This window comes from Streptomyces spirodelae, assembly GCF_017676385.1.
Taxonomy (GTDB): domain Bacteria; phylum Actinomycetota; class Actinomycetes; order Streptomycetales; family Streptomycetaceae; genus Streptomyces; species Streptomyces spirodelae.
The window spans coordinates 24418-49125 of sequence record NZ_JAFFZN010000006.1 but is presented as its reverse complement, the minus strand read 5'-3'; the positions used below and the strand labels follow the sequence as shown (position 1 = coordinate 49125).

General features: G+C 72.5%; 26 protein-coding genes. 10 read left to right on the top strand and 16 right to left on the bottom strand.

Going from position 1 to position 24708, the window contains the following annotated elements; genetic code table 11:
* Window positions 1-8: 8 nt before the first annotated feature.
* Together JW592_RS08910 and JW592_RS08905 are read right to left on the bottom strand one after the other, a co-directional pair.
* Window positions 9-1241: an acyl-CoA dehydrogenase family protein gene (locus JW592_RS08910; protein WP_209264398.1), complete on the bottom strand. Its 1233-nt coding sequence runs from the start codon at window positions 1239-1241 to the stop codon at window positions 9-11.
* Window positions 1242-1248: 7 nt separating this feature from the next.
* Window positions 1249-2271, bottom strand: a complete 1023-nt coding sequence (locus JW592_RS08905; RefSeq protein ID WP_209264397.1) for a phosphotransferase family protein — start codon at window positions 2269-2271, stop codon at window positions 1249-1251.
* A gap of 188 nt (window positions 2272-2459) precedes the next feature.
* Between JW592_RS08905 and JW592_RS08900 the strand changes: the two genes are divergently transcribed.
* Complete coding sequence (locus tag JW592_RS08900; RefSeq protein WP_209264396.1) at window positions 2460-2609, top strand: hypothetical protein; 150 nt, start codon at window positions 2460-2462, stop codon at window positions 2607-2609.
* Between the two features lie 7 nt (window positions 2610-2616).
* On the opposite strand, the gene JW592_RS08895 is transcribed toward JW592_RS08900, so the two are convergent.
* From JW592_RS08895 to JW592_RS08880, 4 genes are all read right to left on the bottom strand, one after another.
* Window positions 2617-3144, bottom strand: a complete 528-nt coding sequence (locus JW592_RS08895; RefSeq protein WP_372446472.1) for a gluconokinase — start codon at window positions 3142-3144, stop codon at window positions 2617-2619.
* Complete coding sequence (locus JW592_RS08890) at window positions 3141-3452, bottom strand: DUF202 domain-containing protein (protein WP_209264395.1); 312 nt, start codon at window positions 3450-3452, stop codon at window positions 3141-3143. Before JW592_RS08890 ends, JW592_RS08895 begins: the two co-directional genes overlap by 4 nt.
* Complete coding sequence (locus tag JW592_RS08885) at window positions 3449-3847, bottom strand: YidH family protein (RefSeq protein ID WP_209264394.1); 399 nt, start codon at window positions 3845-3847, stop codon at window positions 3449-3451. Before JW592_RS08885 ends, JW592_RS08890 begins: the two co-directional genes overlap by 4 nt.
* 65 nt (window positions 3848-3912) lie before the next feature.
* Complete coding sequence (locus tag JW592_RS08880) at window positions 3913-4449, bottom strand: NUDIX domain-containing protein (protein WP_209264393.1); 537 nt, start codon at window positions 4447-4449, stop codon at window positions 3913-3915.
* A gap of 114 nt (window positions 4450-4563) precedes the next feature.
* On the opposite strand from JW592_RS08880, the gene JW592_RS08875 reads away from it, so the two are divergent.
* A complete protein-coding gene (locus tag JW592_RS08875) occupies window positions 4564-6219 on the top strand; it encodes an FAD-binding dehydrogenase (RefSeq protein ID WP_209264392.1) in 1656 nt (551 codons plus the stop codon).
* A 4-nt stretch (window positions 6220-6223) separates the two neighbouring features.
* Here the strand turns inward: JW592_RS08875 and JW592_RS08870 are convergent, their stop codons facing one another.
* From JW592_RS08870 to JW592_RS08855, 4 genes are all read right to left on the bottom strand, one after another.
* Window positions 6224-7192: an NADPH:quinone oxidoreductase family protein gene (locus JW592_RS08870; protein WP_209264391.1), complete on the bottom strand. Its 969-nt coding sequence runs from the start codon at window positions 7190-7192 to the stop codon at window positions 6224-6226.
* Window positions 7193-7256: 64 nt separating this feature from the next.
* Window positions 7257-7802, bottom strand: coding sequence for a TetR/AcrR family transcriptional regulator (locus JW592_RS08865; protein WP_209264550.1), 546 nt, complete (start codon window positions 7800-7802; stop codon window positions 7257-7259).
* 132 nt (window positions 7803-7934) lie between these two features.
* The gene (locus JW592_RS08860) at window positions 7935-9656 is read right to left on the bottom strand and encodes an AMP-binding protein (protein WP_209264390.1); all 1722 of its coding nucleotides are present in this window, start codon (window positions 9654-9656) and stop codon (window positions 7935-7937) included.
* Entirely contained in the window at window positions 9653-10486 is an 834-nt protein-coding gene (locus tag JW592_RS08855) for an SDR family oxidoreductase (RefSeq protein WP_229375469.1), read from the bottom strand. The genes JW592_RS08860 and JW592_RS08855 overlap by 4 nt, the downstream gene beginning before the upstream one ends.
* 506 nt (window positions 10487-10992) lie before the next feature.
* Between JW592_RS08855 and JW592_RS08850 the strand changes: the two genes are divergently transcribed.
* Window positions 10993-11574 carry a hypothetical protein gene (locus JW592_RS08850; RefSeq protein ID WP_209264389.1) on the top strand — a complete coding sequence of 194 codons (582 nt, stop codon included), beginning with the start codon at window positions 10993-10995 and terminating at the stop codon, window positions 11572-11574.
* Between the two features lie 188 nt (window positions 11575-11762).
* Window positions 11763-12227: a MaoC family dehydratase gene (locus JW592_RS08845; protein WP_209264388.1), complete on the top strand. Its 465-nt coding sequence runs from the start codon at window positions 11763-11765 to the stop codon at window positions 12225-12227.
* Here JW592_RS08845 and JW592_RS08840 read toward each other — a convergent pair.
* From JW592_RS08840 to JW592_RS08830, 3 genes are all read right to left on the bottom strand, one after another.
* Window positions 12208-12843: a TetR/AcrR family transcriptional regulator gene (locus JW592_RS08840; protein ID WP_209264387.1), complete on the bottom strand. Its 636-nt coding sequence runs from the start codon at window positions 12841-12843 to the stop codon at window positions 12208-12210. The genes JW592_RS08845 and JW592_RS08840 overlap by 20 nt on opposite strands.
* A gap of 66 nt (window positions 12844-12909) precedes the next feature.
* Complete coding sequence (locus JW592_RS08835; protein WP_209264386.1) at window positions 12910-13995, bottom strand: zinc-binding dehydrogenase; 1086 nt, start codon at window positions 13993-13995, stop codon at window positions 12910-12912.
* A gap of 86 nt (window positions 13996-14081) precedes the next feature.
* Window positions 14082-15500, bottom strand: coding sequence for an aldehyde dehydrogenase family protein (locus JW592_RS08830; protein WP_209264385.1), 1419 nt, complete (start codon window positions 15498-15500; stop codon window positions 14082-14084).
* 161 nt (window positions 15501-15661) lie between these two features.
* On the opposite strand from JW592_RS08830, the gene hmgA reads away from it, so the two are divergent.
* A complete protein-coding gene (gene hmgA, locus JW592_RS08825) occupies window positions 15662-17032 on the top strand; it encodes a homogentisate 1,2-dioxygenase (RefSeq protein WP_209264549.1) in 1371 nt (456 codons plus the stop codon).
* A gap of 83 nt (window positions 17033-17115) precedes the next feature.
* Complete coding sequence (locus JW592_RS08820) at window positions 17116-17877, top strand: GntR family transcriptional regulator (RefSeq protein WP_209264384.1); 762 nt, start codon at window positions 17116-17118, stop codon at window positions 17875-17877.
* Window positions 17878-17963: 86 nt separating this feature from the next.
* Here the strand turns inward: JW592_RS08820 and JW592_RS08815 are convergent, their stop codons facing one another.
* Complete coding sequence (locus JW592_RS08815) at window positions 17964-18230, bottom strand: hypothetical protein (protein ID WP_099879189.1); 267 nt, start codon at window positions 18228-18230, stop codon at window positions 17964-17966.
* 296 nt (window positions 18231-18526) lie between these two features.
* Here JW592_RS08815 and JW592_RS08810 point away from each other — a divergent pair, with 296 nt between their 5' ends.
* Together JW592_RS08810 and JW592_RS08805 are read left to right on the top strand one after the other, a co-directional pair.
* Window positions 18527-19744, top strand: a complete 1218-nt coding sequence (locus JW592_RS08810; RefSeq protein WP_229375526.1) for a DUF5925 domain-containing protein — start codon at window positions 18527-18529, stop codon at window positions 19742-19744.
* A gap of 97 nt (window positions 19745-19841) precedes the next feature.
* Entirely contained in the window at window positions 19842-20459 is a 618-nt protein-coding gene (locus JW592_RS08805) for a hypothetical protein (protein WP_209264383.1), read from the top strand.
* A gap of 101 nt (window positions 20460-20560) precedes the next feature.
* Here JW592_RS08805 and JW592_RS08800 read toward each other — a convergent pair whose 3' ends face one another.
* Entirely contained in the window at window positions 20561-20953 is a 393-nt protein-coding gene (locus JW592_RS08800) for a GntR family transcriptional regulator (protein WP_307805345.1), read from the bottom strand.
* 97 nt (window positions 20954-21050) lie between these two features.
* Here JW592_RS08800 and JW592_RS08795 point away from each other — a divergent pair, with 97 nt between their 5' ends.
* Window positions 21051-21983 (top strand): GNAT family N-acetyltransferase, encoded by a 933-nt coding sequence (locus JW592_RS08795; RefSeq protein ID WP_209264382.1) that lies wholly within the window; start codon window positions 21051-21053, stop codon window positions 21981-21983.
* Between the two features lie 43 nt (window positions 21984-22026).
* On the opposite strand, the gene JW592_RS08790 is transcribed toward JW592_RS08795, so the two are convergent.
* Entirely contained in the window at window positions 22027-23223 is a 1197-nt protein-coding gene (locus JW592_RS08790; RefSeq protein ID WP_209264381.1) for a MarP family serine protease, read from the bottom strand.
* Window positions 23224-23603: 380 nt separating this feature from the next.
* Here JW592_RS08790 and JW592_RS08785 point away from each other — a divergent pair, with 380 nt between their 5' ends.
* Window positions 23604-24620: a lytic polysaccharide monooxygenase auxiliary activity family 9 protein gene (locus JW592_RS08785; RefSeq protein ID WP_209264380.1), complete on the top strand. Its 1017-nt coding sequence runs from the start codon at window positions 23604-23606 to the stop codon at window positions 24618-24620.
* Window positions 24621-24708 lie beyond the last annotated feature (88 nt).

Here is a 24708-nt window from a genome sequence, read left to right as displayed (position 1 = left end):
AGCAACCCTTAGGCGTACCGCTTCAGTTCGCGGCGGGCGAGGGAGCGCTGGTGGACCTCATCGGGGCCGTCGGCCAAGCGCAGCGTCCGCGCTGAGGCCCACAGGTGCGCGAGGGGGAAGTCCTGCGAGACCCCACCGGCGCCGTGCAACTGGATCGCGTCATCGATGATGCGAACCACCGCACGCGGGGTGGCGATCTTGATGGCCTGGATCTCGGTGTGCGCACCCCGGTTGCCGACCGTGTCCATCAGCCACGCCGTCTTCAGCACCAGCAGCCGCAGCTGCTCCACCTGCACTCGCGCGTCGGCGATCCACTCGTGCACCACGCCCTGCCGGGCCAGCGGCTTGCCGAATGCCGTACGGTCCACCGCACGCCGGCACATCAGCTCGATGGCCCGCTCGGCCATCCCGATCAGCCGCATGCAGTGGTGGATACGGCCGGGGCCGAGCCGGGCCTGGGCGATGGCGAAGCCGCCGCCCTCCTCGCCGACGAGGTTGGCGACGGGGACGCGTACGTCGTGGAAGAACACCTCGGCGTGGCCGCCGTGGTAGTGGTCCTCATAGCCGTAGACGGACATCGCACGGCGCACCTCGACGCCGGGCGTGTCGCGCGGCACGAGCACCATGGACTGCTGGCGGCGCGTGTCCTCGCCGTCCGGGTCGGTCTTGCCCATGACGATGAAGATCTCGCAGTCCGGGTGCATGGCCCCGGAGATGTACCACTTGCGGCCCGAGATGACATAGGTGTCGCCCTCCCGCCGGATGCGGGTGGCGATGTTGGTGGCGTCCGAGGAGGCGACCTGGGGCTCCGTCATCGCGAAGGCTGAGCGGATCTCGTCCGCGAGCAGCGGCTCCAGCCACCGCTTCTTCTGCTCGGCGGAACCGAACTGGGCCAGCAGCTCCATGTTCCCGGTGTCCGGGGCCGCGCAGTTGAGCGCGGTCGGCGCGAGCTGCGGGCTGCGCCCTGTGATCTCCGCCAGCGGCGCGTACTGGAGGTTGGTGAGCCCGGCACCGTACCGCTTATCGGGCAGGCTGTGCTGGTCCACAAAGAAGAGGTTCCACAGCCCCAGCTTCCGCGCCGTGGCCTTGAGTTCCTCCTGGACCGGCACGGTGGCCCAGGGGGAGTCCTGCGCGGCGCGCTGTTCCTCGGCGACCTGCTCGGCCGGGTACACGTGCTCGTCCATGAAGGCGAGCAGCCGCTCGCTGAGCTCCTCGGTGCGCGCGTCGTATGCGAAGTCCATGTGCTGCTCAGCCCTTCCGCAAGGTGGTGAGTCCGTTGTCGATGAAGACCGGCACCAGCTCGCCGATCCGGTCGAAGCCCGCGCCGACGGTCTGGCCGAGCGTGAAGCGGTAGTGGATGCCCTCCAGGATCACGGCGAGCTTGAAGTAGGCGAACGCGGTGTACCAGTGGACCCGGGAGACATCGCGTCCGGACAGCTCGGCGTACCTCTCGATCAGCTCGGCCGCCGAAGGGTGGCCCGGGGCCCCGCTGGTGGTGCTGACAGGTGAGTCGGGCACCTCCTGGCGCTCGCTGTACATCGCCAGCAGCCCGAGGTCCGTCAGCGGGTCGCCGAGCGTGGACATCTCCCAGTCCAGCACCGCGGCCACCTTGTCGTCGGCGCCGACCAGCACGTTGTCGAGGCGGAAGTCACCGTGGACGACAGTGGGCCGGGGCGAGTCGGGCAGTCTCTCGCCGAGCCCCGCGCGCAGCTCGTCGATTCCGGCGAGGTCGCGGCTGCGGGACGCCTCCAGCTGCTTGTTCCAGCGCCGCAGCTGCCGTTCCAGGAAGCCCTCGGGGCGGCCGAAGTCGCCCAGTCCGACCGCTTCGGGTTCGACGGCGTGCAGCGCCACCAGTGTCTCGGGCAGCGCCAGCACGACCTGGCGGGTGCGCTCAGCGCCGAGCGGTGCGAGCTGTTCGGCCGTGCGGTACGGGGTGCCCTCGACGTGCTCCATCACATAGAACGGTGCGCCGATCACCTCCGGGTCCTGGCACAGCAGTTCGGTCCGCGGGACCGGGACGGGGGTCTCGCGCAGCGCGCTGATGACGCGGTGTTCCCGGCCCATGTCGTGCGCGGTGGCCAGTACGTGCCCGAGCGGCGGCCGCCGCACCACCCACCGGCCTCGTCCGTCGGTGACCCGGTAGGTCAGATTCGACCTGCCGCCCTGCACGACCTCGGCACTCAGCGGCCCCCGCACCAGCCCCGGGCGCTCGCGTTCCAGGTGCGCGGCCAGCCGTGCCAGATCGAGCCCGGGCGGATTCTCTTCCCTCATCGTGCGCGCTCCTTCAGCATCGGTCGCCCCCGATCATGCCGACTAGTCGGTATGTGCGTCCACCCCTTGTTCCCACCACATCGGTGAGCGCCCTGTTTGACCCGTATGTGACCGGCTCGGTGTGCGATGCACCGCTTTCCGCCCGTAGGCCCATGACACACGCCCCGGTCGCGCCCTAGCCTCGGGGCATGCCCATGGGTGACAACGAGCCGCTGTTCGTACGCGACCAGCGCTCAAGGAACGGCTACGTACTCAACCACCGCAACCCCTCAGGACTGGCCCTGATCATCGTCCTCACCGTCGGAGTGCTGATCCTGACCGCCGTCGCGCTCGCCTGACGTCCGCTCAGCGCTCCCCCGCGTCCGCCAGCGCACCACGCACCGCGGCGCGGGTCTCGTCCGGCGTACCGGCGACGGACACCGTGGCCCCCCGCTCGTCCCGGCCCAGCGGCTCCAGGGCCTCGAACTGCGAACGCAGCAGGCTCGGCGGCATGAAGTGGCCCCGGCGCCTGGCCAGCCGGGCGGCTATCAGCTCGTAGGAGCCGTCCAGGTGGACGAAGAACAGCCGCGGTGAAGCGCGGCGCAGCCGCTCGCGGTACCGGCGCTTGAGCGCCGAGCAGACCAGTACGGCGCCACCGGCGGTACGGTCGGCCAGCCAGTCGGCCATCGCGTCCAGCCAAGGCTCCCGGTCCGCGTCGTCCAGCGGGACACCGGCCGACATCTTCCGGATGTTGTGCTCGGGGTGGAAGTCGTCAGCGTCGGCGAACGGCAGGTCCAGCACCTGCGCCAGCCACTCGCCGACGGTGCTCTTGCCCGAGCCGGAGACCCCCATCACCACGACGAGCGGCCCCTGCTCCCTCTCGGCGCCGTTCACAGCACCATCATCCCTCCCACGCCGATCAGCACCAGCACACAGGCCAGCGTTCCGACGGTCTCGGCCGCACCCATCGTCTCCGGCCTGGGCCGCGAGAGCCGGCGGATTCGCCGGTGCGCGGTCACCAGCAGGCCGATCCAGGCCAGCGCACCGAGGCAGGCGGCGCCCGCGGCGAGACCGGACGGCCGTTCGACCGCCACCCGCGCCGTCAGCGCCACCGAGACCGCACAGGTCAGGGTCGTACGCCGCCAGGCCAGCCAGGTGCGCTCCGGCTGTGCGCCCGGATCACGCGGCGGCTCCCCGGTCACCGGCCCGCCAGACCGAGCACCACGACGGCGATGATCAGCAGCGCCGCGAACGCCGTGCCGCTCGCCAGCAGCACCGGGAAGCGCGAAGCCGGCAGGTCCTCGCCGCGCCGCATGGCCCGCTCGCACCGCACCCAGTGGTTCACGGCACGGAAGGCGCACAGCGCCGCACCGGCCAGCAGCACGATCGCGACGCCCGTCCGCACCTCCCAGCGCAGGTCCGTCAGGAACTGGTCGACGGCGATCCCGCCCGCGATCAGGGCCAGGGCCGTGCGTATCCAGGCGAGGAAGGTGCGCTCGTTGGCGAGCGAGAAGCGGTAGTCGGGCGTGGCGCCCTCCTCCCTGAGCCGCTGGGGGGCGAGCCACAGCCGGGCAGTCACCCGGATCCGGTCAAGCATGCTCCAACCGTACGCGGTGACCTGCGGCTCTTCCCCTCCAGGGGCGCAGCAGCGCCGGGAGCGGATCAGCGCGCCGTCAGCCGGCGGTGGCACTCCAGCCCGTCCGGGACGACTTCCTCCTGGGCCTGCCAGCCGGTCAGCCGCCGCTCCAGCTCCTCCTCGGGCAGGAAGTCCCACCACTCGACCTCCTCGGGCTGCGGCCGGACAGGCAGCGTGCACACCACCTCGTACACCTGGAGGAACCAGGAGAACTCCGGCGTCTCGAAGAGGAACTTCAGCCGCCGCTCGGGCTGCGGCAGCCCGCTGACACCCAGCTCCTCCTCGGCCTCCCGCAGCGCCGCCGTGTCGTAGTCCTCGCCCGCGCCCACGACGCCGCCCACCACCACGTCGTACATCCCCGGGAAGATCAGCTTGGTCGGGGTGCGGCGGTGTACGAAGATCCGGCCCGTCGCGTCCCGCACCCGGATGGAGGTGCTGCGGTGCCGAAGCCGCCGCGCGTAGACCTCGCCGCGCGGCCGCTGCCCGACGACCCGGTCCTGCTCGTCCACGATGTCCAGCAGTTCGTCCGCCGCCCGCCCCTGCATCCGCTGTCGCTCCGTCATGTCCCCATCCAAGCAGCGCGAGGGGGCGCGAACCGCTCCGGAGGGGTGCCCGTCGGACGGCGGGAAGGTTACTCTCCGGTCACCAGCCGGTGCAGCCGTAGGAGAGGTGGGAGCATGGCGTACGACGCCGATGTGATCGTGGTCGGAGCCGGGCTGGCGGGTCTGGCCGCGGCGGCCGAACTCGCCGACGCCGGACGGCGCGTCATCCTCCTCGACCAGGAGCCCGAACAGTCGCTCGGCGGCCAGGCCCACTGGTCCTTCGGCGGCCTCTTCTTCGTCGACTCCCCCGAACAGCGCCGGCTGCGCATCAAGGACAGCCGCGAGCTGGCCTGGCAGGACTGGCTCGGCACGGCCGGCTTCGACCGCCCGGAGGACCACTGGCCGCGCCGCTGGGCCGAGGCATACGTGGACTTCGCCGCCGGCGAGAAGCGTGCCTGGCTGCGCTCCCAGGGGCTGAAGCTCTTCCCCGTGGTCGGCTGGGCCGAGCGGGGCGGCTACGACGCGGGCGGCCACGGCAACTCGGTGCCCCGTTTCCACATCACCTGGGGCACCGGTCCTGGACTCGTCGAGCCGTTCGAGCGCAGGGTGCGAGCGGGCGTGGCGAAGGGCCTGGTCGAGCTGCGCTTCCGGCACCGCGTCACCGGGCTGTCCCGTACGGCCGGAGCGGTCGACACCGTGACCGGCGAGGTACTGGTGCCCAGCGACGCGCGGCGCGGCACGGCGAGCAGCCGCGAGGTGACCGGCAGCTTCCAGCTGCGCGCCCAGGCCGTGATCGTCACCTCCGGCGGCATCGGCGGCAACCACGACCTGGTACGCGCCAACTGGCCCGAGCGGCTGGGCACTCCACCCGGGAAGCTGCTCTCGGGCGTCCCCGCGCACGTGGACGGGCTGATGCTCGGCATCACCGAACAGGCGGGCGGACGGCTCATCAACCGAGACCGGATGTGGCACTACACCGAGGGCATCGAGAACTGGAACCCCATCTGGGCCCGGCACGGCATCCGCATCCTGCCCGGCCCCTCCTCGCTGTGGCTGGACGCCACCGGCAAGCGGCTGCCGGTACCGCTCTTCCCCGGCTTCGACACCCTGGGCACCCTCGACCACATCATGCGGACCGGCTACGGCCACACCTGGTTCGTACTGAGCCGGAAGATCATCGAGAAGGAGTTCACCCTCTCCGGCTCCGAACAGAACCCCGACCTGACCGGACGGTCCGTACGCGACGTCCTCGGCCGGGCCCGCCAGGGCGCGCCAGGACCCGTGCAGGCGTTCATGGACCACGGCGCCGACTTCGTGATCGAACGCGATGCCGCCGCACTGGCCCGCCGGATGAACGAACTGACCGGCGACAAGCTGATCGACGCCGACGCGCTGCACCGCGAGATCGCCGCGCGCGACCGCGAGATCCGCAACCCCTTCTCCAAGGACCTCCAGATCACCGCGATCCACGGCGCGCGCCGCTATCTCGGCGACCGCCTCATCCGCGTCGCACCCCCGCACCGCCTCCTCGACCCCGCCGCCGGGCCACTGATCGCCGTCCGCCTCAACATCCTCACCCGTAAGACGCTGGGCGGCCTGGAGACGGATCTGTCCTCGCGGGTGCTCACCGAGGGCGGCGACCCCCTGCCCGGCGTCTACGCGGCAGGTGAGGCCGCCGGCTTCGGCGGCGGCGGGGTGCACGGCTACCGCTCCCTGGAGGGCACCTTCCTGGGCGGCTGCCTCTTCTCGGGCCGCACAGCGGGCCGCGCCGCAGCGCGGGCGGTCGGCTGACGCGTCAGGAGAGCGTCACCACCACGCGCCCCGTGGTCACTCCGTCGAAGACGCGCTGGACGGCGTCGGCGGCGGCGTCCAGTGCTACGCGTTCGCTCACCAGGGGCTTGACGGTGCCCTCCGCCGCGAGGCGGGTGAGCTCCTCGTGGCAGCGGTCGACCGCCGAGGGGTCCCGTTGTGCGTACAGGCCCCAGTGCAGACCGAGGATCGAGTAGTTCTTCACCAGGGCGTGGTTGAGGCCGGGGGTGGGTACGGCGCCGCTGGCGAAGCCGACGACCACGATGCGCCCCTCGAAGGCCACACACTTGGCTGACGCCTTGTAGGCGTCGCCGCCCACCGGGTCGTACACCACGTCGGCGCCCTTGCCGCCGGTGGCCTCCTTGACGGCGGCGACGACGTCGTCGGCGCGCCGGTCGATGACGACGTCACAGCCCATCTCGCGGGCCGCCTCGGCCTTCGCAGCGCCGCCCACCACGCCCAGCACCCGGGCGCCCGCTGCCTTGCCGAGCTGGACGGCGGCGCTGCCGACGCCGCCTGCCGCGGCGTGCACCAGCAGGGTCTCGCCCTTCTGGAGGCCGGCGCGCCGGTGGAGGCCGAACCAGCCGGTCTGGTAGCCGATGTGCAGCGCGGCGGCCTCGGCGTCGTCCAGCGCCTCGGGCGCGGGCCGGGCGCTCTCCTCGCTGATGACGGCCAGTTCACCGAAGGCTCCGCAGGGCAGCACCGGCTGGCCCAGTACCCGCTCCCCCGCCCTGGGCCCCTCGACGATCTCGCCGCACAGCTCCACACCGGGAGTGAACGGCAGCGGGGGACGTACCTGGTACTCGCCCCGGCACAGCAGGGCGTCGGGGTAGTTGACGTTGCCGGCCCGCACTCGCACCAGCAACTGGCCGGGGCCCGGCTCGGGCTCCGGTATCTCCTCCAGCCGCATCACATCGCGGGGTTCGCCATTGCTGTGCACGCGCCAGCCCTGCATGGGGTTTCCTCTCTGCCGAACGTTGTGGTTGGTCGCCGTTGCGGCGGGATCGAATGCGGCGGCCTCACGGCCTGAGTGCCCGCAGCAGCAGATCGGCCAGGTGGTCGGCGACCTCTTGCGGGGTGAGCGGACCGTCGGCGCTGTACCAACTGCTGAGGTGGTGCACGGAGCCGAAGTGGTAGTCCACGACCAGATCCGCGGGAGTGGCGTCGCTGAACACCCCGGCACGCCGGCCCTCTTCGATCAGGGCACGGAACCGCTCGTGGTAGCGGCGCCGCTCCGCCCGCACCTGCTTCTGCTTCTCGGGCGAGAGCTGATGCATGGAGCGGAAGAAGATCATGGCGTCGTCGAGGTTCTCGATGGTGGTGACGACGACGTCGGCCGCCACCTGCCGCAGCCGCTCCTCGACCGGGGCCTCGCGCTCGGCGAGCAGGTCGAGGCGCTCCTGCTGGAGCCGCAGCAGGCGGCCGTAGATCTCGTGCAGCAGGTCGTCCTTGGAGCCGAAGTAGTGGTAGAGGGCGCCCTTGGTGACGCCCGCGGCCTCCACGATCTCCTGTACGGAGGTGCGGTCGTAGCCCTGCTCGGCGAAGAGGCGGGTGGCGGCCGCCATCAGCCGCTGCGGTACGGGGGCCGGGGTGCCGCCCCGGGAGTCGGGGCCCGCCGCTCCCGTCTCGCCCCCGCGCGCCTGACGTCCCGTACCGGCCCTGGTCGCCATGGCCGCCACCTGCCTCTCGCTCATCGTTCACCGACCGGGGTCGCTCGGCTCTTCCCGGTCCTCGCTCGTGTGCCGGGAGCCGCCCGGCTGCCGGGAACGCAGCTCCCGCCGCAGGATCTTGCCACTGGTTGTCTTGGGCAGCTCCCGCAGGATCTCCACCTCACGCGGGTATTTGTAGACGGCCAGCCGCTCCTTGCAGTACGCGCTCAGTTCCTCGGGCGCGGCGTCGGCCCCGTCGCGCAGGCTGACGTACGCCTTGACGGTCTCGCCCCGGTACTCGTGCGGGACACCGACCACGGCTGCCTCGCGGACGGCCGGGTGCGCGTAGAGAACGTCCTCCACCTCCCGCGGCCAGACCTTGAAGCCGGAGGCGTTGATCATGTCCTTCTTGCGGTCGACGACATACAGCCAGCCGTCCTCGTCCATGAACCCGATGTCGCCGGTGCGCAGCTCGCCGTCGGGCATCCCGGCGGCCGTCTCGGCGGGCCGCCGCCAGTAGCCGGGGACGACCTGCGGGCCGCGTACGGCGATCTCCCCCTGCTGTCCGAAGGGCACCGGCTCGCCCGCCTCGTCCAGGATGCGGACGACCGTGTCCGGGCCGGGTACCCCCACCGCGAGGGTGCCGGATTCCGGGTCGACCGGCGCCTGCCTTCCAGGCGGTACCGAGGCACACGGGGCCGAGCACTCGGTGAGCCCGTAGCCGTTGCCGATGTAGGGGCCGAAGGCGGCGCGGAACTTCTCCACCAGCGCGGGCGGCAGCGGTGCGCCGCCGGAGGAGATGTGGTGGAAGGAGGCGAAGTGCTCGCGGGTCACGCCCGGGTGCGCGGCCAGCGCCATGAACGCGGTGGAGGGACCGACCGTGTAGGCGGGACGGTGCTCGAGGAAGGCGTCGAGGACGACGCCGGGCTCGAAGCGGTAGGCCAGCGCGAGAGTGCCCCTGTTCACGATGCAGCCGCACAGCTGTACGACCATGCCGGTGATGTGGAAGAGCGGTGCCAGCGCGAAGACGCAGGAGCCTTCCGGGATGGCGTGACCGACACGCTGCCGCTCGGCGTTGTGGGCGAGGTTGGCGTGGGTGTTCATGGCGCCCTTGGGCGCTCCGCTGGTGCCGGAGGTGTAGCTGATGAGGGCGATGTCGTCGCCGGCCGGCTCGCGCCCGGTGGGCGCGGGCGCGCCGGTGCGCGCGACCGCGAGCAGGTCCTGCGCGTCGTCGGCGGGCGCACACCGCTCGAAGCCGAGCACGCGGGCGTCGTCGCGGGTCTGCAGGTCCAGCTCGCACGCCGTCAGTACGGTGTGCACGGTGCTGCCGGCCGCAGTGGCGCGCAGCCGCTCCTCCCAGGCACGGTCGGAGCACACCAGTGCGGCGACCTCGGCGTCCTCGAGGACGTGCGCCACTTCGCGTTCCTTGTACATCGGATTGACGGGCACGACGGTGGCGCCCGCCTTCCACGCGCCGAGCAGTGCGAGGACGTGGTGCGGGGTGTTCTGCAGCATGAGGGCGAGCCGGTCGCCCTTGCGCAGCCCGCGTTCGGCCAGGTGCGCTGCGACGGCGTCGGAGAGCGCGTCGGTCTCGGCGTAGCCGAGCCGGCCGTCGAAGTAGGTGAGCGCGGTGCGGTCCGGCACTTCGCGGGCGGCGGCGCGGAAGGCGTGCAGCACCGTCTCGGGAGGCGTGACGGGGGCGCGCTGGGCCTCCGTCAGCTGGGCGAGCCAGGGTTTGTCCTCGTAGCGCGCTGCGGCCACCGGTGTCATGCCTGCTTCCCCTCTCGCGCTGCTGCGGGCGCGGCGGGTGCGTTGCACGTGGTGTCCGGTGCGGCGGCGCCCGTGCGGCGTTCGACCTTCTGCTGGAGGTGGTTCATGCCGCCGAGCCAGTCGTCGGTGCTGGTGGCCCGCGCGGTGTAGTGGCCCTGGGTGGTGGCGTGCGGGAGGACGAGGAAGCGCCCGTCGGCCAGCGCGGCGAACAGTGCGTCGGCGACGGCCTCGGGCGCTATGGCGCCCGGTCGCAGCACCACATCGCCCGCCGTGCCGGTGGCCTCCAGCATGTCTGTGCGTACGCCCTCCGGGCAGATGGCGTGGACGTCCACGCCGCGGTGCCGGTAGGTGACCGAGAGCCACTCGGCGAAGGCGAGCGCTGCGTGCTTGGTGACGCTGTACGGAGCCGAGCCGACCATGGTCAGCAGACCGGCCGCCGAGACGGTGGAGACGAAGCGGCCCCGCCCGCGCTCCAGCCAGCCGGGCAGCAGTTCACGCGCGGCCCGCACATGTGCCATCACGTTGAGGTCCCAGGCCGCGTTCCACTGCGCTTCCGGGGCCTCGGGGCCGCCCTCGGTGCCGATACCGGCGTTGGCGCAGAAGGTGTCGACGGCGCCGCCGAGCGCCTCCTGCGCGTGGGCGACGATCGTGGCCGCGTCGCCGGGTACGGCGATCCCGCCGATCTCCTCGGCGACGGCGCGTGCCCGGCCGGGGTCGAGGTCGTTGACGACGACCCGCGCACCCTCGGCGGCGAATCTGCGGGCGAGGGCCGCCCCTATGCCGCCGCCGGCTCCGGTGACGACGACGCCACTGTCGCGCAAGGACTCCATCGGCTGCGCCTCCCACTTCCTCGGACTTGTGCTCCTGCGGCCCCGTTCGGATGCGTACGGCGCGACGGGGTGGCCGGACCCGCATCCGCCGAGCAGACTAACCAGTCGGTATGTGATTACGGAAGGGGCGCCCGTCGATCCCGGGAGCCGGTCCCGCGCCGATCCCACGCCGGTCCTCGCGTCGATCGCACGCCGGTCACGCGCCTTCCCCCCGCCGGCCCCCCGCCGGCCCGGGAACGACAGCGGTGCGAGGCTCGTTCTTCTGCTGTGTGCGGCGCGCGGCGCCGCCCATGCGTGACAGGTGGAGAGTTCCGGAAGCGACTGCGCCCGCTGAGGTGGGAAACCGGCCCTTACAGGAATAGAGGGCCACATCCGGGGTAATCCGCCACGCCGAAGCAAGTGCGCGCTCTCCGCGCGAAAAAAGCATCGCCGGAGACGGATCCGAACTGCGGGGCCGTACGTCACATCCCCGACGACACGGGTCCTCTCCGCCGGAGGTGGGATGATTGGCCGGTTTCAGAGCGCTCGCCCGACAAGTCCGTGACCCAGACAGAGATCCGTCCCAGCGGCGGCAGGCACTGCGCAAGTGCCTGGAACGCTTCGCACCCTACGGCCACCGCGCCACCTGGCAACACCTGTGCAGAAACGCCGGGTTCCATCCCGACGACCGGGAACCGGACCCCGCGCTGCTCGTCGCGGCCCTGGAGGAGCTGGAGGAGGCCCGCGCGGTCTGGCTCGCCTACGAGTCCGAAGTGGCGGCCCGCCGCAAGCGGGAGAAGCGCGAGGGCATCAGACAGCCCACCGCGCTCGACGAGTGGCACCGCCGCACCTGGGGCGGCAGGTCGCTGATGCGGTGCGACCCGGCGCAGCCGCCCACGCCCCGGCTGGCCGAGGTGCTGCGGCGCATGATCGCCATGACGGACGACCTGTGCGAGACACCGCCGCAGCGCCGCGGCCTGCTGATGGACCGGGGTGTGCGCACGGAGATCCGCACCGACGGCACCGGCCGCCGCGAGAGCCGCAACCCGCACCGGCAGGGCGCCGGCCCCCGGCTGGGGTTCGGCAGTCCGCTGCCCTCCCAGGGGTGACCTCCCGGGGACGGCCCGCACATGTTCCGGGGTGACCTCCAGGGGCCGGGCCCCCGGGGGCGGGGTGGCGCCCTACCGGCGCTGCTGGCATGCTGACGTGGCACGTGCTGAGCGGTCGCTTATTCGCCGGGCGCTCATCCGCACCTGCTCCGTACACACGTGACACAGCTGCGTGGGAGGTTGTTTCCATGGCGGAACCCCGGGTCTTCACCACGGCCGACGAACTGCGGGCCGCGGTCGGCCAGGAGCTGGGCACCAGCGACTGGCTGGAGGTGGACCAGAAGCGGATCGACCTCTTCGCCGACTCCACCGGCGACCACCAGTGGATTCACGTGGACCCGGAGCGTGCCGCCGAGGGGCCGTTCGGCAGCACGATCGCGCACGGCTATCTGACGCTCTCCCTGCTGCCCGCCCTCGTGCCGCAGGTGCTGCGCGTGGAGGGCATGCGGATGGGCGTCAACTACGGCACCAACAAGGTGCGCTTCCCCGCGCCCGTGCCCGTCGGCTCCCGGCTGCGCGCCCGGGTGACCCTGTCCGACGTCAGCGAGACGCCCGACGGCGGAGTGCAGCTCGCCGCGCAGGTGACCGTGGAACGGGAGGGCGGCGACAAGCCGGTGTGCGTGGCGGAGAGCCTCAGCCGCTACTACTGGTGAGACCGGCGGGCCGGTGGCCCGCCATCCGCAGGGCGAGGTCGGCATACAGCTCGCCGATCTCGTCCGGCGTCCTGCGCCCTTCCGGGCTGAACCAGCGGGCGACGTCGATGCACAGTGACATCACCGCCAGCGCCGTCCCCCGGATGTCCGGAATGTCGAACTCGCCTGACCTGACGCCCTCTTCGAGGACCCCGCGCAGGATCTCCTCACTGCGGCGGCGCAGCACCACGATCCGCGCGTAGTGCTCCTCCCCCAGCGCCGCGAGCTCGTACTGGACGACGCGCGCCGTGGTGTGGTGCTCAGCGTGCCAGCGCACGAAAGCGCGGACGGCGCGGGCGAGGCGCTCCGCGCTGTCGGCCGCGCCCTCGACGGCCTCCTCCAGGACCGCGACGGACCGCTCGTGACCCACCCTGCTGATGTGGAAGAGCAGCTCTTCCTTGGTCTTGTAGTGGATGTAGAGCGCCGCTGGGGACATCCCGGCGCGGCCTGCGATGTCGCGGGTGGTGGTGGCATGGAAACCCCGCTCGGCGAAGGCCCGTACAGCGCCCAGGAGAAGGCGGCGGGCGGCGTCCGGGGTGACGCCGCCAAACGATTCGTCGATCTCACCCGTCGTCATCCGGCCAGCTTACCGGGAACTGAGCGATCGCTTAGCCCCCTGGCCCCGGCAGCCACTCCCCTGGCCTCAGAACACCACCAGGGTGCGCCCGCCCCGCCCGGCGCGCATCGCGGCGAAAGCCTCACCGATGCCCTCGAGACCGACCCGCTCGGTCACCAGCGCCCCGAGCTCCAGCCGCCCGTCTCTCACGTGCTGTGCCAGCACCGGAACATCCCGGGCCGGGTCCGAGTCCCCGTAGACGCAGCCCCGCAGCTCCCGGGCGAAGTGGAAGATCTCCAGCGCTGAGAACGAGACCTGCTCGTCCTTGCCGCCGATACCGACGACGGTGGTGCGCCCGCCCCGCCGGGTGGAGTCCCAGGCCGCGCGGACGGTCGCCGCACGGCCCACGCACTCGATGGCCACATCGGCTCCGAAGCCGCCTTCGGTCAGCCCGCGGACGGCCTTGGCGGTCTTCTCCCCGGCCACGACGTAGTCCGTCGCCCCGGCGGCCCGCGCCATCTCCTCCTTCTCCGCCGAGACGTCCACCGCGATGACCTGCCCGGCGCCCGCCAGCCGCGCCGACTGCAAGGTGGCCAGGCCGACCCCGCCCACGCCGTACACCGCCACCGACTCGCCCACCCGCACCCGGGCGCTGTGGTGCACGGCCCCGTACCCGGTGAGCATGGCGCAGCCCAGCAGCGCCGCGTCCTCGAGCGGCACCCCGGCGGGCAGCGGGAGGACCGCGCGCCGGGGGACGATCGTCTCCTCGGCGAAGGCGGCGACGCTCAGCCCGGGGTAGAGGCCGTCGCCGCTGCGGGTGCTGGCGTAGGGGGTGGTGGTGGCCTCGTTGGCCCGCACGCACAGCCACGGCTCCGACAGTTGGGCGCAGAAGTGGCACTCGCCGCAGTTCGGCGCCCAGTTGAGCACCACGCGGTCACCGGGCGCCACATCCAGCACGTCCTCGCCGACGGCGACGACGGTGCCGGCGCCCTCGTGGCCGAGGACGGCGGGTACGGGCTGGCGCAGGGTGCCGTTGGCCAGGGACAGGTCGGAGTGGCAGACCCCGGCGGCGGCGAGCCGCACCCGCACCTGGCCGGGGCCGGGCTCCGGCAGGGCTATCGAGGTGACCTTGAGCGGTGCCGAGACGGCGGGCAGTACGGCGGCGCGAACCATGGGAGCTCCAAGCGGCGTGCGGGGTCGGGGGGTGCCTCAGCCGATCGGCGGGTCGAGAGGACGTCAGAGCCGGCCGGACGAGGGTGTCAGAGCTGAAGGGACTTGGTCTGCAGGTACTCCTCCAGGCCGTGTACGCCCAACTCCCGTCCGACGCCGGACTGCTTGTAGCCGCCGAAGGGCGCCAGCGGGTTGAACCGGCCGCCGTTGATGTCGACCTGCCCGGTCTCCATCCGGCGTGCGAAGGCGACGGCCTCGGCCTCGTCCTCGGACCACACGGCGCCCGCGAGGCCGTAGACGGTGCCATTGGCGATGCGCAGCGCGTCCTCGGTGTCCTGGTACTCGAGGACGGACAGCACCGGGCCGAAGATCTCCTCCTGCGCGATGGTCATCTCCGGGGTGACGTCGGCGAAGACGGTGGGCCGCACATAGTGCCCGCGCCCGTGCCCCTCGGGGGGTTCGGCGCCGCCCACCACGAGCCGGGCGCCCTCTTCCTGGCCGCGCCGGATGTAGCCGGTCACGCGCTCGCGCTGCTTCGCGTTGACGACGGGGCCGACGCGGGTGGCCTCGTCCAAGGGGTCGCCGGTGACGTACTTGGCCGCGGCCTCGGCCGCGAGCCGTACGGCCTCGTCGTAGCGCTCGGCGTCCACCAGCATCCGGGTCCAGGCGCTGCACGTCTGGCCGGAGTTGGACATCACATTGGCGACGCCGACCTTGACCGCCTTTGCCAGGTCGGCACCGGGCAGGATGACGTTGGCCGACTTGCCGCCGAGTTCGAGCGCGACGCGCTTGACGCCGGCTGCCGCGAGCGCGCCGACGCGGCGGCCGACGGCCGTCGACCCGGTGAACGAGAGCAGGTCGACACCCTCGTGTTCGGCCAGCGCCTGCCCGGCGACCGGCCCGAGCCCGGTGACGAGGTTGAAGACACCGGCCGGCACTCCGGCCTCGTGTACGGCTTCCGCGAACAGCTGGGCCACCAGCGGCGTGTCCTCGGGCGGTTTGAGCACCATGGTGCAGCCGGCGGCGAGCGCCGGGGCCGCCTTGGCGACGATCTGGTGCAGCGGATAGTTCCACGGCGTGATGGCTCCCACGACACCGACCGGCTCGCGCAGCACCCGGGAGTTGCCCGTCTCCTGCTCGAAGGCGTACTCGGCGGCGAGCTCGGCGTAGCTGCCGCACACCGCGATCGGCACGGCGGCGTGCACCTTCCGCGAGAGGGTGAGGGGGGAGCCCAGCTCGGCGGTGACGGTCTCGGCCATCTCCTCGCGCCGGTCGGCGAGTATCCCCTGCAGCACTTCGAGGCGGGCGGCCCGTTCGGCGGGTGCGGTGGCGGCCCAGCCGGGCAGCGCGGCGCGGGCGGCGCGCACGGCGGCTTCGATGTCCTCGGGCCCGCCCGCGGGCACGGTGGCCAGCAGGCTCTCGTCGGCGGGGTTGGTGACCTGGATCGTCCCGGTGCCCGCTGCGGGCCGCCAGGCGCCGTCGATGTACATGCCATCGTGTGCCTTCATGGGGCCAACCTACTGTCGAGTCACCAAGGTGTCAGCACGGCGTCGGAGTGCCCTGGGTCACCGGCGCACGGCGCCACGGCCCGCGCCGGTGGCGCGTTGACGGGCCCTCGGGATATTCCTATGGTCATCTATAGGAATTCTTGATGCGGCGGGAGTTGGCGATGGGCCAGGGCACCGACAGCACCACCAGTACGACCAGCACCTCCACCGACCGGACCCGGGAGCGGGCACGCGAGGCCGCCGAGGGTCTGGCCTACCTGTCCGGCTTCGGCAACGAGCACAGCAGCGAGGCGGAACCGGGTGCGCTACCCCTCGGCCGCAACTCTCCCCAGCGCGCCCCGCTGGGGCTGTACGCGGAGCAGCTGAGCGGCAGCGCGTTCACCGAGCCCCGGGCGCAGAACCGGCGCTCATGGCTCTACCGCATCCGCCCCTCCGCGGCGCACCCGCGGTTCTCGCGCACCGGCAACGGCAATCTGCGCAGCGCCCCCTTCGAGGAGACGGTGCCCGACCCGAACCGGCTGCGCTGGAGCCCGCTGCCCGAGCCTCCCGCGGGCACCGACTTCCTGGCGGGCCTGTGGACGCTGGGTGGCAACGGTGACGCGCGGCAGCGGTGCGGTATGGCCGTGCACCTCTACGCCGCCAACACCTCGATGACCGACCGGGTGTTCAGCGACGCGGACGGCGAGCTGCTGATCGTCCCCGAGCGCGGCGGGCTGCTGCTGCGCACCGAGTTCGGCCTGCTGCGCGTCGAGCCGAGCCAGGTGGCACTGATCCCGCGCGGGGTGCGCTTCCGTGTCGAGCTGCTGGAGGAGAGCGCGCGCGGGTACGTCTGCGAGAACTACGGACGCCCCTTCACCCTGCCGGACCTGGGGCCGATCGGCGCCAACGGGCTGGCCAACGCCCGGGACTTCCTGGCGCCCACGGCCGCCTACGAGGACGTGGAGGGCCCGGTCGAGGTCGTCAACAAGTTCTGCGGAAACCTGTGGGCGGCCACCTATGACCACTCGCCGCTGGACGTCGTCGCCTGGCACGGCAACCACCTCCCGTACGTCTACGACCTGCGGCGCTTCAATGTGCTGGGCACCATCAGCTACGACCACCCGGACCCCTCGGTCTTCACCGTGCTGACCTCGCCCTCGGACACCCCGGGGCTGGCGGGCGTGGACTTCGTGGTCTTCGCGCCCCGCTGGCTGGTGGGCGAGGACACCTTCCGGCCGCCGTACTTCCACCGGAACGTGATGAGCGAGTACATGGGCCTGATCGAGGGCGCCTATGACGCCAAGGCCGAGGGCTTCGTCCCCGGCGGCGGCTCGCTGCACAACATGATGTCGGCACACGGCCCCGACCGGGAGACCTTCGAGCGGGCCTCGGCCGCCGAGCTGAAGCCGCAGAAGGTCGACGACGGACTCGCCTTCATGTTCGAGACCCGCTGGCCCGTCACGCTCACCGAGCAGGCGGCCGGAGCCGGCCGGCTGCAGCCGGACTACGACGCTGTGTGGCAGGGTCTTGAGCGCCATTTCCCGGCCCCCTGACGCTTGGGGCGGTCTGGACCTGCCGTGCGCGCGGCCGGTCCTGACCGCCGGAAGGGCCGAGCTCACCCGTGGAGGCACCGCCCATGACGCCGCTGTTCACCCCGGACTCCGTCGAACTGAACCGGAAGCTGCCGCTGTGGTACCAGGTCTCGCAGTCGCTCCGGGCCTCCATACTCGGCCGGCCGCCACAGGCCCCCGACCGGCTGCCCCCCGAGGACCAGCTGGCCGGCCACTACGGGGTCAGCGTGCTGACCATGCGCCAGGCCCTCAAGGAGCTGGAGGCGGAGGGGCTGATCAGCAGACACCGGCGGCGCGGCACCTTCATCGAGCCGGACGCGCGCCGCTCCCGTCCGGTGCGGCTGCTGGGTTCGGTCGACACGATCGTGGCCCAGCAGTCCGGGGAGCCCACCACGCTGCTGGGGTACGGCCCCGAGCCGGTGCCCGCCGAGCTTGCCGAGCACTTCCCCGGCCAGCAGGAGGCGATGGCCTACCGCAGGCTGCGCTGCGAGCGGGAGAGCGGTGAGCCGACCAACTGGGCGCTCAACCTCATCCGCCGGGACGTGGCCGAGCGCATCGACCCGGCCGATCTGCGCCGCGGCTGGCCGATGACGAAGGTGCTGCGGGACGGGGTGGGGGTGCGCATCAGCAGGATCACGGACACGGTCGAGGCGCGACTGGCCGATCCGGAGACGGCCCGGCTGCTGCGCGTACCGCTGCTGAGCCCGATCCTGCACTACACGGGGGTGACCTACGACGGGGAGGGAGCGGTGGTGGACGTCGTACGCATCCACTACCGGGGCGACCGCTTCGCCTTCTCCGTCACGCTGGAGAACGTCTCGGACTGATTCCGCTGCCTCGGAGTGACCCTGTCAGCAGTCGGGGTGGGGCCCGGGGGAGAACGGCCGCCGGGAGAAGTTTCCGGCGGCCGTCTTCAGCCGCGCCCGCCGAACAGCGTTCGGCGCAGCTTGCGCAGCGGGGCGAAGAGCGAGACCCGCGCGCCGCGGTTGCTCGCCCGGCTCCGCACCGCGTCGCGCTGCGTGATCTCACGCATCAGCGTGGTCGCGTCCTCCGTCTCGCCCTGGGGGACGGCGGGGCCTGCGAGCACGGAGAGGTGCCGGTCGAGGCGCGAACTCGTCGCACCCGTACCGCATTTGATCGCGGGCACACGCGCCCTGCTGCCGACTGTTATCTGTTCCATGTCACTCCCCACCCGTACGAGGGCACCCGGCCCGGGCAGAGTAACCCTATCTCCCGACTACGACATGCGTGTATCTCGGCCACAGCATTCACCTGCCCCACAAGGCTGTTGACCCACACGGTACGCCGTCCAGGCACCTGCCGGGCACCCCGGGAAACGCAGCAAAACCGGACATACCAGCCGGAGTTCGGAAGCCGACCGGCGCACCCAGGGGGCGGATGGCAGTTACCGGTGCGCGGGTGGCGCGCCGCGAAACCCGCGTGCAAGGGAAGCCATGATGCCGGATCATGGCCCTCATGTGTACCGACCGCCGACCCGACGACAGGAGCGCGGCCCTGGCTTCCGAGACCTCGACGACGCCCCCGACCACGCCTGACCCGGGCTCCGCCGCGCACGCCTCACCGCAGGCCGTGCCCCATCCTACGACCCCGCCCGAGCAGGCGCTGGTCTCCCGGCTGCAGATCGACGACAGCGACTCCACCAGCGACATCATCGACGCCCTCTTCCTGGGCCGCTTCACCCTGGGGGAACAGCCGTACTCGCGCAGCCACACCGTCGACCGTGTCAAGAAGGGCCGCACGCTCCTGCCGCCGGGCGCGCAGGTGCTGCGCGAGGCCAAGGACGACAACTCCGGCTCGGTCCTCGCCGAGGGGGACGGCTGGACGGTACGGGTCTCGCGCTGGAACCGCGGCGCCGAGGTCACGGTCACGGCGGTCAGCGACGAGCTGGCCGAGCAGCGGCTGAAGCAGGCCGTCGACGGCGCGGAGGACGAGCCCGAGCCCCAGGAGGACCAGGTCTCCATGGGGTTCTGGTACCACTCCCCCATGCGCGGCCCGCGCCGCACCTCCCGCACCATCAGCGCCGGGTCGTGGGCCGATGTGCGGCAGAACTACACCACGCGGGTGGCCACCGCCATGGACGACCTGATGAAGGTCACCCCGGACGACATCTCGGGGCGCCTCCTGCTGCTGCACGGTCCGCCGGGCACCGGCAAGACCTCGGCGCTGCGCACGCTCGCCCGCTCGTGGAGCGACTGGTGCCAGGTGGACTGCGTGCTCGACCCCGAGCACCTGTTCAACAACATCGGCTATCTGATGGACATCGCCATCGGCTCGGACGACTCCGACCCGGAGGCGGGGCGCTGGCGGCTGCTGCTTCTGGAGGACTGCGACGAGCTGATCCGCGGCGAGGCCAAGTACGCGGCGGGGCAGGCGCTCTCCAGGCTGCTGAACCTCACCGACGGGCTGCTCGGGCAGGGCCGCAACGTACTGGTGGGCGTCACCACGAACGAGGACCTGGAGCGGCTGCACCCGGCGGTCGTCCGGCCGGGGCGGTGCCTGGCCCGGATCGAGGTCGGCTCGCTCAGCCGGGAGGAGGCCGTCGCCTGGCTCGGCACCGAGGAGGGCATCGGCCGCGACGGCGCCACCCTGGCCGAGCTCTACGCGCTCAAGAAGGGCAAGCGCCCCGCCGGCGTCCCCCACCAGGAGCGAGAGGGCTCGGGCCTGTATCTGTGACCGACCGCAGGTGGCCGGCCCGGCCGCCTGCGGACAACCATCGGGCGCGCTCGGCGGTCTGTTCCCACAACAGCCCGCTCAGGGGGAGGACCCACCCATGCGCACTCGCCCGATCGCCGTCGCGGCCACCGCCGTCGCGGCCACCGCGTTGCTCACCTCCGCGACGGCCACCGCCACCGCGGCGCCGGCCTCGCCCCGTGCCGCGGCACCCGGCTTCCTGACCGCCGACGACCTGCCGCCGCACTCGACCTCGCCGTGGTACGCGGGCCCGGTCACCAAGGGCCTGCCGGAGGAGCTCTTCTGTGTGGACGGCGCGCTCCCGAAGCGGCCCGGCGCCTACCACCGGACCTTCCACACCGAGTACGACACCCACGCCTCGCAGGTCGCCGTCAAGACCGCGTCCGCGAAGGCGGCCGGAAAGCTCGCGGCCAAGCTGGAGAAGCGGGTGGCCAACTGCGCGGCCGACTGGCTGCGCGACAACCCCGGCTCCACGGCGTCCTGGGACGACTACGGCACGGTGGAAGCGGGGAACAGCGCCCACATCTACGGCGTGCACACCGCGCCGCCGGAGTCGGAGCACGGGGTGAACCTGTTCGCGGTGGTCCGCAAGGGCACCAAGGTCACCGTGGTCCGCTGGGCTCAGATGGGCACCCTCCCGGACGCCCCGGTCCCCGCGTTCCGCCACACGACCACCATGGCGGCAGCCCGCCTCTGAAAGGGAGGCGCGCCCACCAAGCCCGCAGCCTGCAAACAACAGCCGAAGGCAGACGCTGACCACGCAGCCGGGAGGGGTGCACAAAAGGGAACCGTCCGATCCTACGTACCGTACTGCGCGCGCAGCGCGTCCCGCACGGCACCCAGCGCCGCGTCCTGCGCGGCGCCCAACCGCCGAGCGCGGGCCGCGAACACCTGTGCGGCCTCCGCCAATTCACGCTCGGCCACACCTCCCGCAGCGGCGACAAAAGTCCCGTTGCGGCCCCGGGTCTCGATCACGCCGTCGGCCTCCAGCGCCCGGTAGGCCTTGGCGACCGTGTTCGCCGCGAGCCCCAGCTCCTCGGCGAGCCCGCGCACGGTCGGGAGCTTGTACCCCGTGGGCAGCTCACCGCCGCGCGCCAGCGCGGCGATCCGCGCCCGCACCTGCTCGTACGGTGCCTCCGGCACGTCGGCGTCGATGATGATGCTCAGGGGGTTCGATGGGTTCCGCGGCACGGGTCCTCCGGGGAGCGAGGGGTTTCGGGGGCCGATTCTCCCCCACCCCGGGCAATCGGGGAGCGGCGCGCCGTGTCGCCGCCGTAGCCTCCGCGCCATGACGTTCACGGTCCGCTCCCTGCGCCCCGACGATCCCTGGGACGCCGAGTCCTGTGCCGCGGTCCGCCGCGCGGCGATTCCGTATCTGGTCTGCACCGCCGAGACGCTCGCCTGGCAGCTGGCGCACGGTGCCGCCGGCCAGCGGCTGCACCGGTTCGTCGCCGAACGGCCGGACGGCACGGTCGCGGGCTGTATCGAGGCGGGCCTGGTCGCGGGCAGCACCGAGCCGGGGCAGGGGTTCGTGCACACGGCGGTGGCGCCCGGCGCGACCGGCCGGGGCGCCGGCTCCGCGCTGGTGGCCGCGGGCGAGGCGTATCTGGCGGGGCTCGGGGTGCGGCGGGTGCTCAGCTGGGTGGCCGACGCGGAGTGTGCCGCGCGCTTCGCCGCGCACCGCGGATACGCCCGCTCCAGACAGGCCCGCTTCCTCGGCCTGGAGCTGCGCCGTGCCGCCTTTCCCGCGCTGCCCGATCCGCTGCCTGCGGGCGTCACCCTGCACCGGGTCGCGGAGTTCACCCACGATCTGCGGCCGCTGTACGAGGCGGACACCGAGTGCTCGGCGGACGAGCCGGGCGCGGTGCCCGTGGGCCGTACCCGGTTCCCCGAGTGGCTGCGGCACAACTGGCAGCGGCCCGACTGGAACGCCGAGCTGAGCAGCGTGGTGCTGGTGGACGGGCAGGTCGCGGCGTACAGCGTCGCGCAGACGGACGGGGTGGACCGCTACTGGTCGGGGATGACGGGCACCCGGCGCGCCTTCCGCGGCCGGGGCCTGGCGCGGCTGGCCAAACTGGCCGCGCTGCGCCGGGCCCGGGCCGCGGGCTACGCGCACGCCTACACCGGGAACGACGCGGACAACGCGCCGATGCTGGCCGTCAACCGACGCCTGGGCTACACCGAGGTCGCCACGGAGTGGCGGTGCGTCAAGCGGCTGTGAGGGCCGACAGAAAGGGGGCCTGCCGGGCGAGGCTGACCCGCCGTCACAGCGCCGAGCGGTCCCCGGTGTCCACCGCGGCGGTGGCGTGCTCGGCCTGCTGTGCGGCAGCCCGCACCTGGTCGGCCGTGAGCGCGTACCCGGTTCCCGCATCGGTGGTGGAGCGGGCGAAGACGACTCCGTACACCCGTCCGGCAGGCGTCAGCAGCGGGCCGCCGGAGTTGCCGGGTCTGACCTGGGAGCGGACGGCGTAGATGTCGCGGGTGGTCAGCGCGTCGCCGTAGATGTCCTGGCCGCGCGCCGGGGTGCGGGCTGCCACGGCTGCCGCCCGCAGGTCGAGGCCGCCGTTCTCCGGGTATCCGGCGACCACGGCCTGGTCGCCCCGGCTCGCGTCGCCCGCGAAGTGGAGCGCCGGCGCGTCCAGGCCCGGCACGTCGAGGACGGCGATGTCCTTCTCGGGGTCGAAGAGGACGACCTTCGCCGCGTACGGGCGGCCGACGCCGCCGACGCGGACCGTCGGCTCGTCCACCCCGGCGACGACGTGCGCGTTGGTCATCACATGGCCGCGGGCATAGACGAAGCCGCTGCCCTCCTGCCCCTGGCGGCCGCCGTTCACATCGGCGACGCCCTCGATCTTGACGGTGCTGCGCTGGGCCGCGGCCGTCGCCGCCCTGGTGACGGCGTCGCCGGAGGGCTGGGGCACCGAGGCGCCTGGCTCCTGCTCGAACGGGTTGAAGACCGGCGGGAAGCCCGCGGTGGTGAGCGCTCCGGTGGCCCGGTTGAACCACGTCGCCGCGCTGCTGGGCATCCGCTCGTGCACGCCCTCCAGCAGCGAGGAGCCTCTTATGGCCTGGTTGAGCGCCGGTGAGGGCGAGGCGGCGAGCGCGCTGCCCGCCACCCAGCCGACGACGAGCACGGCGACGACGTTGACGAGGGCGCCGCCCACCCCGTCCACCCAGCGGGCGGGGGTGCGGTCGAGCGCCTCACGTATCCGCCAGCCGAGCGGGGCCGCCAGCGCGTGCCCGGCGAGCGCGGGCACCAGCACGGTCAGCAGCGCCAGGACGGTGGCGGCCGTCGTACCGCGCTCCGCGAGGTCGAGGACGAACGGCAGCAGCCAGACGCCGAGGACTGCGCCCGAGACGAAGCCGACCAGCGAGACGAGCCCCGCGACCAGTCCCCGGCGGAATCCGGAGCCGGCGTAGGCGAGCGCTGCGAAGATCAGGAGCAGATCCAGCAGGTTCACGGCCTGCTCCCTCCCTTCGTGCTCTCGCCCTCTTCACCGTCGGCCCGCACCGTTGTTCGCAGGCACGGCCAGGCGGGGCGTTCAGGGAGAAAAACGCACAACACCAGCTCGCGGTTCCCCCGGCCGGCGATCCCACCCGTGTGAGAGAGCGCACCCGGTCCGCAGTCTGTCCGGGTGCTTAGACGCGCCTTAAGCGAGCCCTAAAGATCGCCGGAGTGGTGCTCGGCGGGCACTTTCGGGCCTCTCCCGTGGCTAACGTGCCGGTCACCGGGGCGGGTCGCACGGTGCGCCGCTGGGGAGGCGGCTCCCGTGGGCCTGTCCCGGACCCCCCACGTGCCACGCCCGTGTGGCACTCCGTCCCCGTGACAAGGAGCCATCAGATGACCGTTCGCCGCACGGCCGCAGGACGTACCGCCGCCGGGATCGTCGCGCTGGGCTTCGCTCCGCTGGCGCTCAACCTGGCGACGGCCGCTCCCGCCACCGCGCACGGTTCCATGGAGGACCCCGTCAGCCGGGTCTCCACCTGCTTCGCCGAGGGGCCCGAGAGCCCCGATTCGGCGGCATGCAAGGCCGCGGTGGCCGCGAGCGGCACGCAGGCGTTCTACGACTGGAACGAGGTCAACATCCCCGACGCGGCGGGCAAGCACCGCGAGCTCATCCCGGACGGAAAGCTGTGCAGCGCGGGCCGCGACAAGTACAAGGGGCTGGACCTGCCCCGCGCGGACTGGCCGGCCACGGCGATGAAGCCGGGCGAGCACACCTTCCGCTACAAGGCCACGGCACCGCACAAGGGCACCTTCGAGCTGTACATCACCAAGGACGGCTACGACCCGGGCAAGCCGCTCAAGTGGTCCGACCTGGAGCCGAAGCCGTTCGCCAAGGTGACGGAACCAGCACTGAAGGACGGCAGCTACGTCATCGACGGCACCGTGCCGAAGAAGGAAGGGCGCCATCTGATCTACAGCATCTGGCAGCGCTCGGACAGCCCCGAGGCGTTCTACACCTGCTCGGATGTGACCTTCGGCGGAAAGGACGGCGCCAAGGCAGGAAGCAGCCCCGAGGTCCCCGACGAGCAGCAGATCGCGGCGGACAGGGACAAGTCGACCGTCGACCACGGCGGCCACGGCGGTGACCAGCACGGCGCCGGGCACCGGGCGGGGAACGGCACGGCGCCCGCGTCGGCCGGCGACGACCGGTCGGCGGAGCCCGGCGCCGAAGCCGGCTCAGGCCCCAACGCGCCCGCGCCCGCCGGGGGTGCCGAGAAGGCGAACCTCGCCGAGACCGGTGGCGACGACAGCACAGCGCCGCTGGCCATCGGGGGTGCCGCCGTCCTGGCCGCCGGTGCCGGAGTACTCTTCGCCACCGCGCGCCGCCGGGCCGCCAGGTCACGCGGCTGAGCCGGCACGACCGTTGAGCCGGCACGACCTCCGGACCCCGCTTTCCCCGGTGCGCCCGGGGAAGGCGGCGTCGTACGCTCTTATCCCT

Excerpts from the sequence above, each read along its gene's own strand:
- JW592_RS08805 (WP_209264383.1), top strand. The coding sequence starts at position 19,842 with ATGCGCACTCGCCCGATCGCCGTCGCGGCCACCGCCGTCGCGGCCACC.
- JW592_RS08855 (WP_229375469.1), bottom strand. The coding sequence starts at position 10,486 with ATGGAGTCCTTGCGCGACAGTGGCGTCGTCGTCACCGGAGCCGGCGGC.
- JW592_RS08830 (WP_209264385.1), bottom strand. The coding sequence starts at position 15,500 with ATGAAGGCACACGATGGCATGTACATCGACGGCGCCTGGCGGCCCGCA.
- JW592_RS08785 (WP_209264380.1), top strand. The coding sequence starts at position 23,604 with ATGACCGTTCGCCGCACGGCCGCAGGACGTACCGCCGCCGGGATCGTC.
- JW592_RS08795 (WP_209264382.1), top strand. The coding sequence starts at position 21,051 with ATGACGTTCACGGTCCGCTCCCTGCGCCCCGACGATCCCTGGGACGCC.
- JW592_RS08835 (WP_209264386.1), bottom strand. The coding sequence starts at position 13,995 with ATGGTTCGCGCCGCCGTACTGCCCGCCGTCTCGGCACCGCTCAAGGTC.
- JW592_RS08845 (WP_209264388.1), top strand. The coding sequence starts at position 11,763 with ATGGCGGAACCCCGGGTCTTCACCACGGCCGACGAACTGCGGGCCGCG.
- JW592_RS08810 (WP_229375526.1), top strand. The coding sequence starts at position 18,527 with ATGTGTACCGACCGCCGACCCGACGACAGGAGCGCGGCCCTGGCTTCC.
- JW592_RS08910 (WP_209264398.1), bottom strand. The coding sequence starts at position 1,241 with ATGGACTTCGCATACGACGCGCGCACCGAGGAGCTCAGCGAGCGGCTG.
- JW592_RS08815 (WP_099879189.1), bottom strand. The coding sequence starts at position 18,230 with ATGGAACAGATAACAGTCGGCAGCAGGGCGCGTGTGCCCGCGATCAAA.
- JW592_RS08820 (WP_209264384.1), top strand. The coding sequence starts at position 17,116 with ATGACGCCGCTGTTCACCCCGGACTCCGTCGAACTGAACCGGAAGCTG.
- JW592_RS08865 (WP_209264550.1), bottom strand. The coding sequence starts at position 7,802 with ATGGCGGCCGCCACCCGCCTCTTCGCCGAGCAGGGCTACGACCGCACC.
- JW592_RS08875 (WP_209264392.1), top strand. The coding sequence starts at position 4,564 with ATGGCGTACGACGCCGATGTGATCGTGGTCGGAGCCGGGCTGGCGGGT.
- JW592_RS08885 (WP_209264394.1), bottom strand. The coding sequence starts at position 3,847 with ATGCTTGACCGGATCCGGGTGACTGCCCGGCTGTGGCTCGCCCCCCAG.
- hmgA (WP_209264549.1), top strand. The coding sequence starts at position 15,662 with ATGGGCCAGGGCACCGACAGCACCACCAGTACGACCAGCACCTCCACC.
- JW592_RS08880 (WP_209264393.1), bottom strand. The coding sequence starts at position 4,449 with ATGACGGAGCGACAGCGGATGCAGGGGCGGGCGGCGGACGAACTGCTG.
- JW592_RS08860 (WP_209264390.1), bottom strand. The coding sequence starts at position 9,656 with ATGACACCGGTGGCCGCAGCGCGCTACGAGGACAAACCCTGGCTCGCC.
- JW592_RS08870 (WP_209264391.1), bottom strand. The coding sequence starts at position 7,192 with ATGCAGGGCTGGCGCGTGCACAGCAATGGCGAACCCCGCGATGTGATG.
- JW592_RS08905 (WP_209264397.1), bottom strand. The coding sequence starts at position 2,271 with ATGAGGGAAGAGAATCCGCCCGGGCTCGATCTGGCACGGCTGGCCGCG.
- JW592_RS08840 (WP_209264387.1), bottom strand. The coding sequence starts at position 12,843 with ATGACGACGGGTGAGATCGACGAATCGTTTGGCGGCGTCACCCCGGAC.
- JW592_RS08900 (WP_209264396.1), top strand. The coding sequence starts at position 2,460 with ATGCCCATGGGTGACAACGAGCCGCTGTTCGTACGCGACCAGCGCTCA.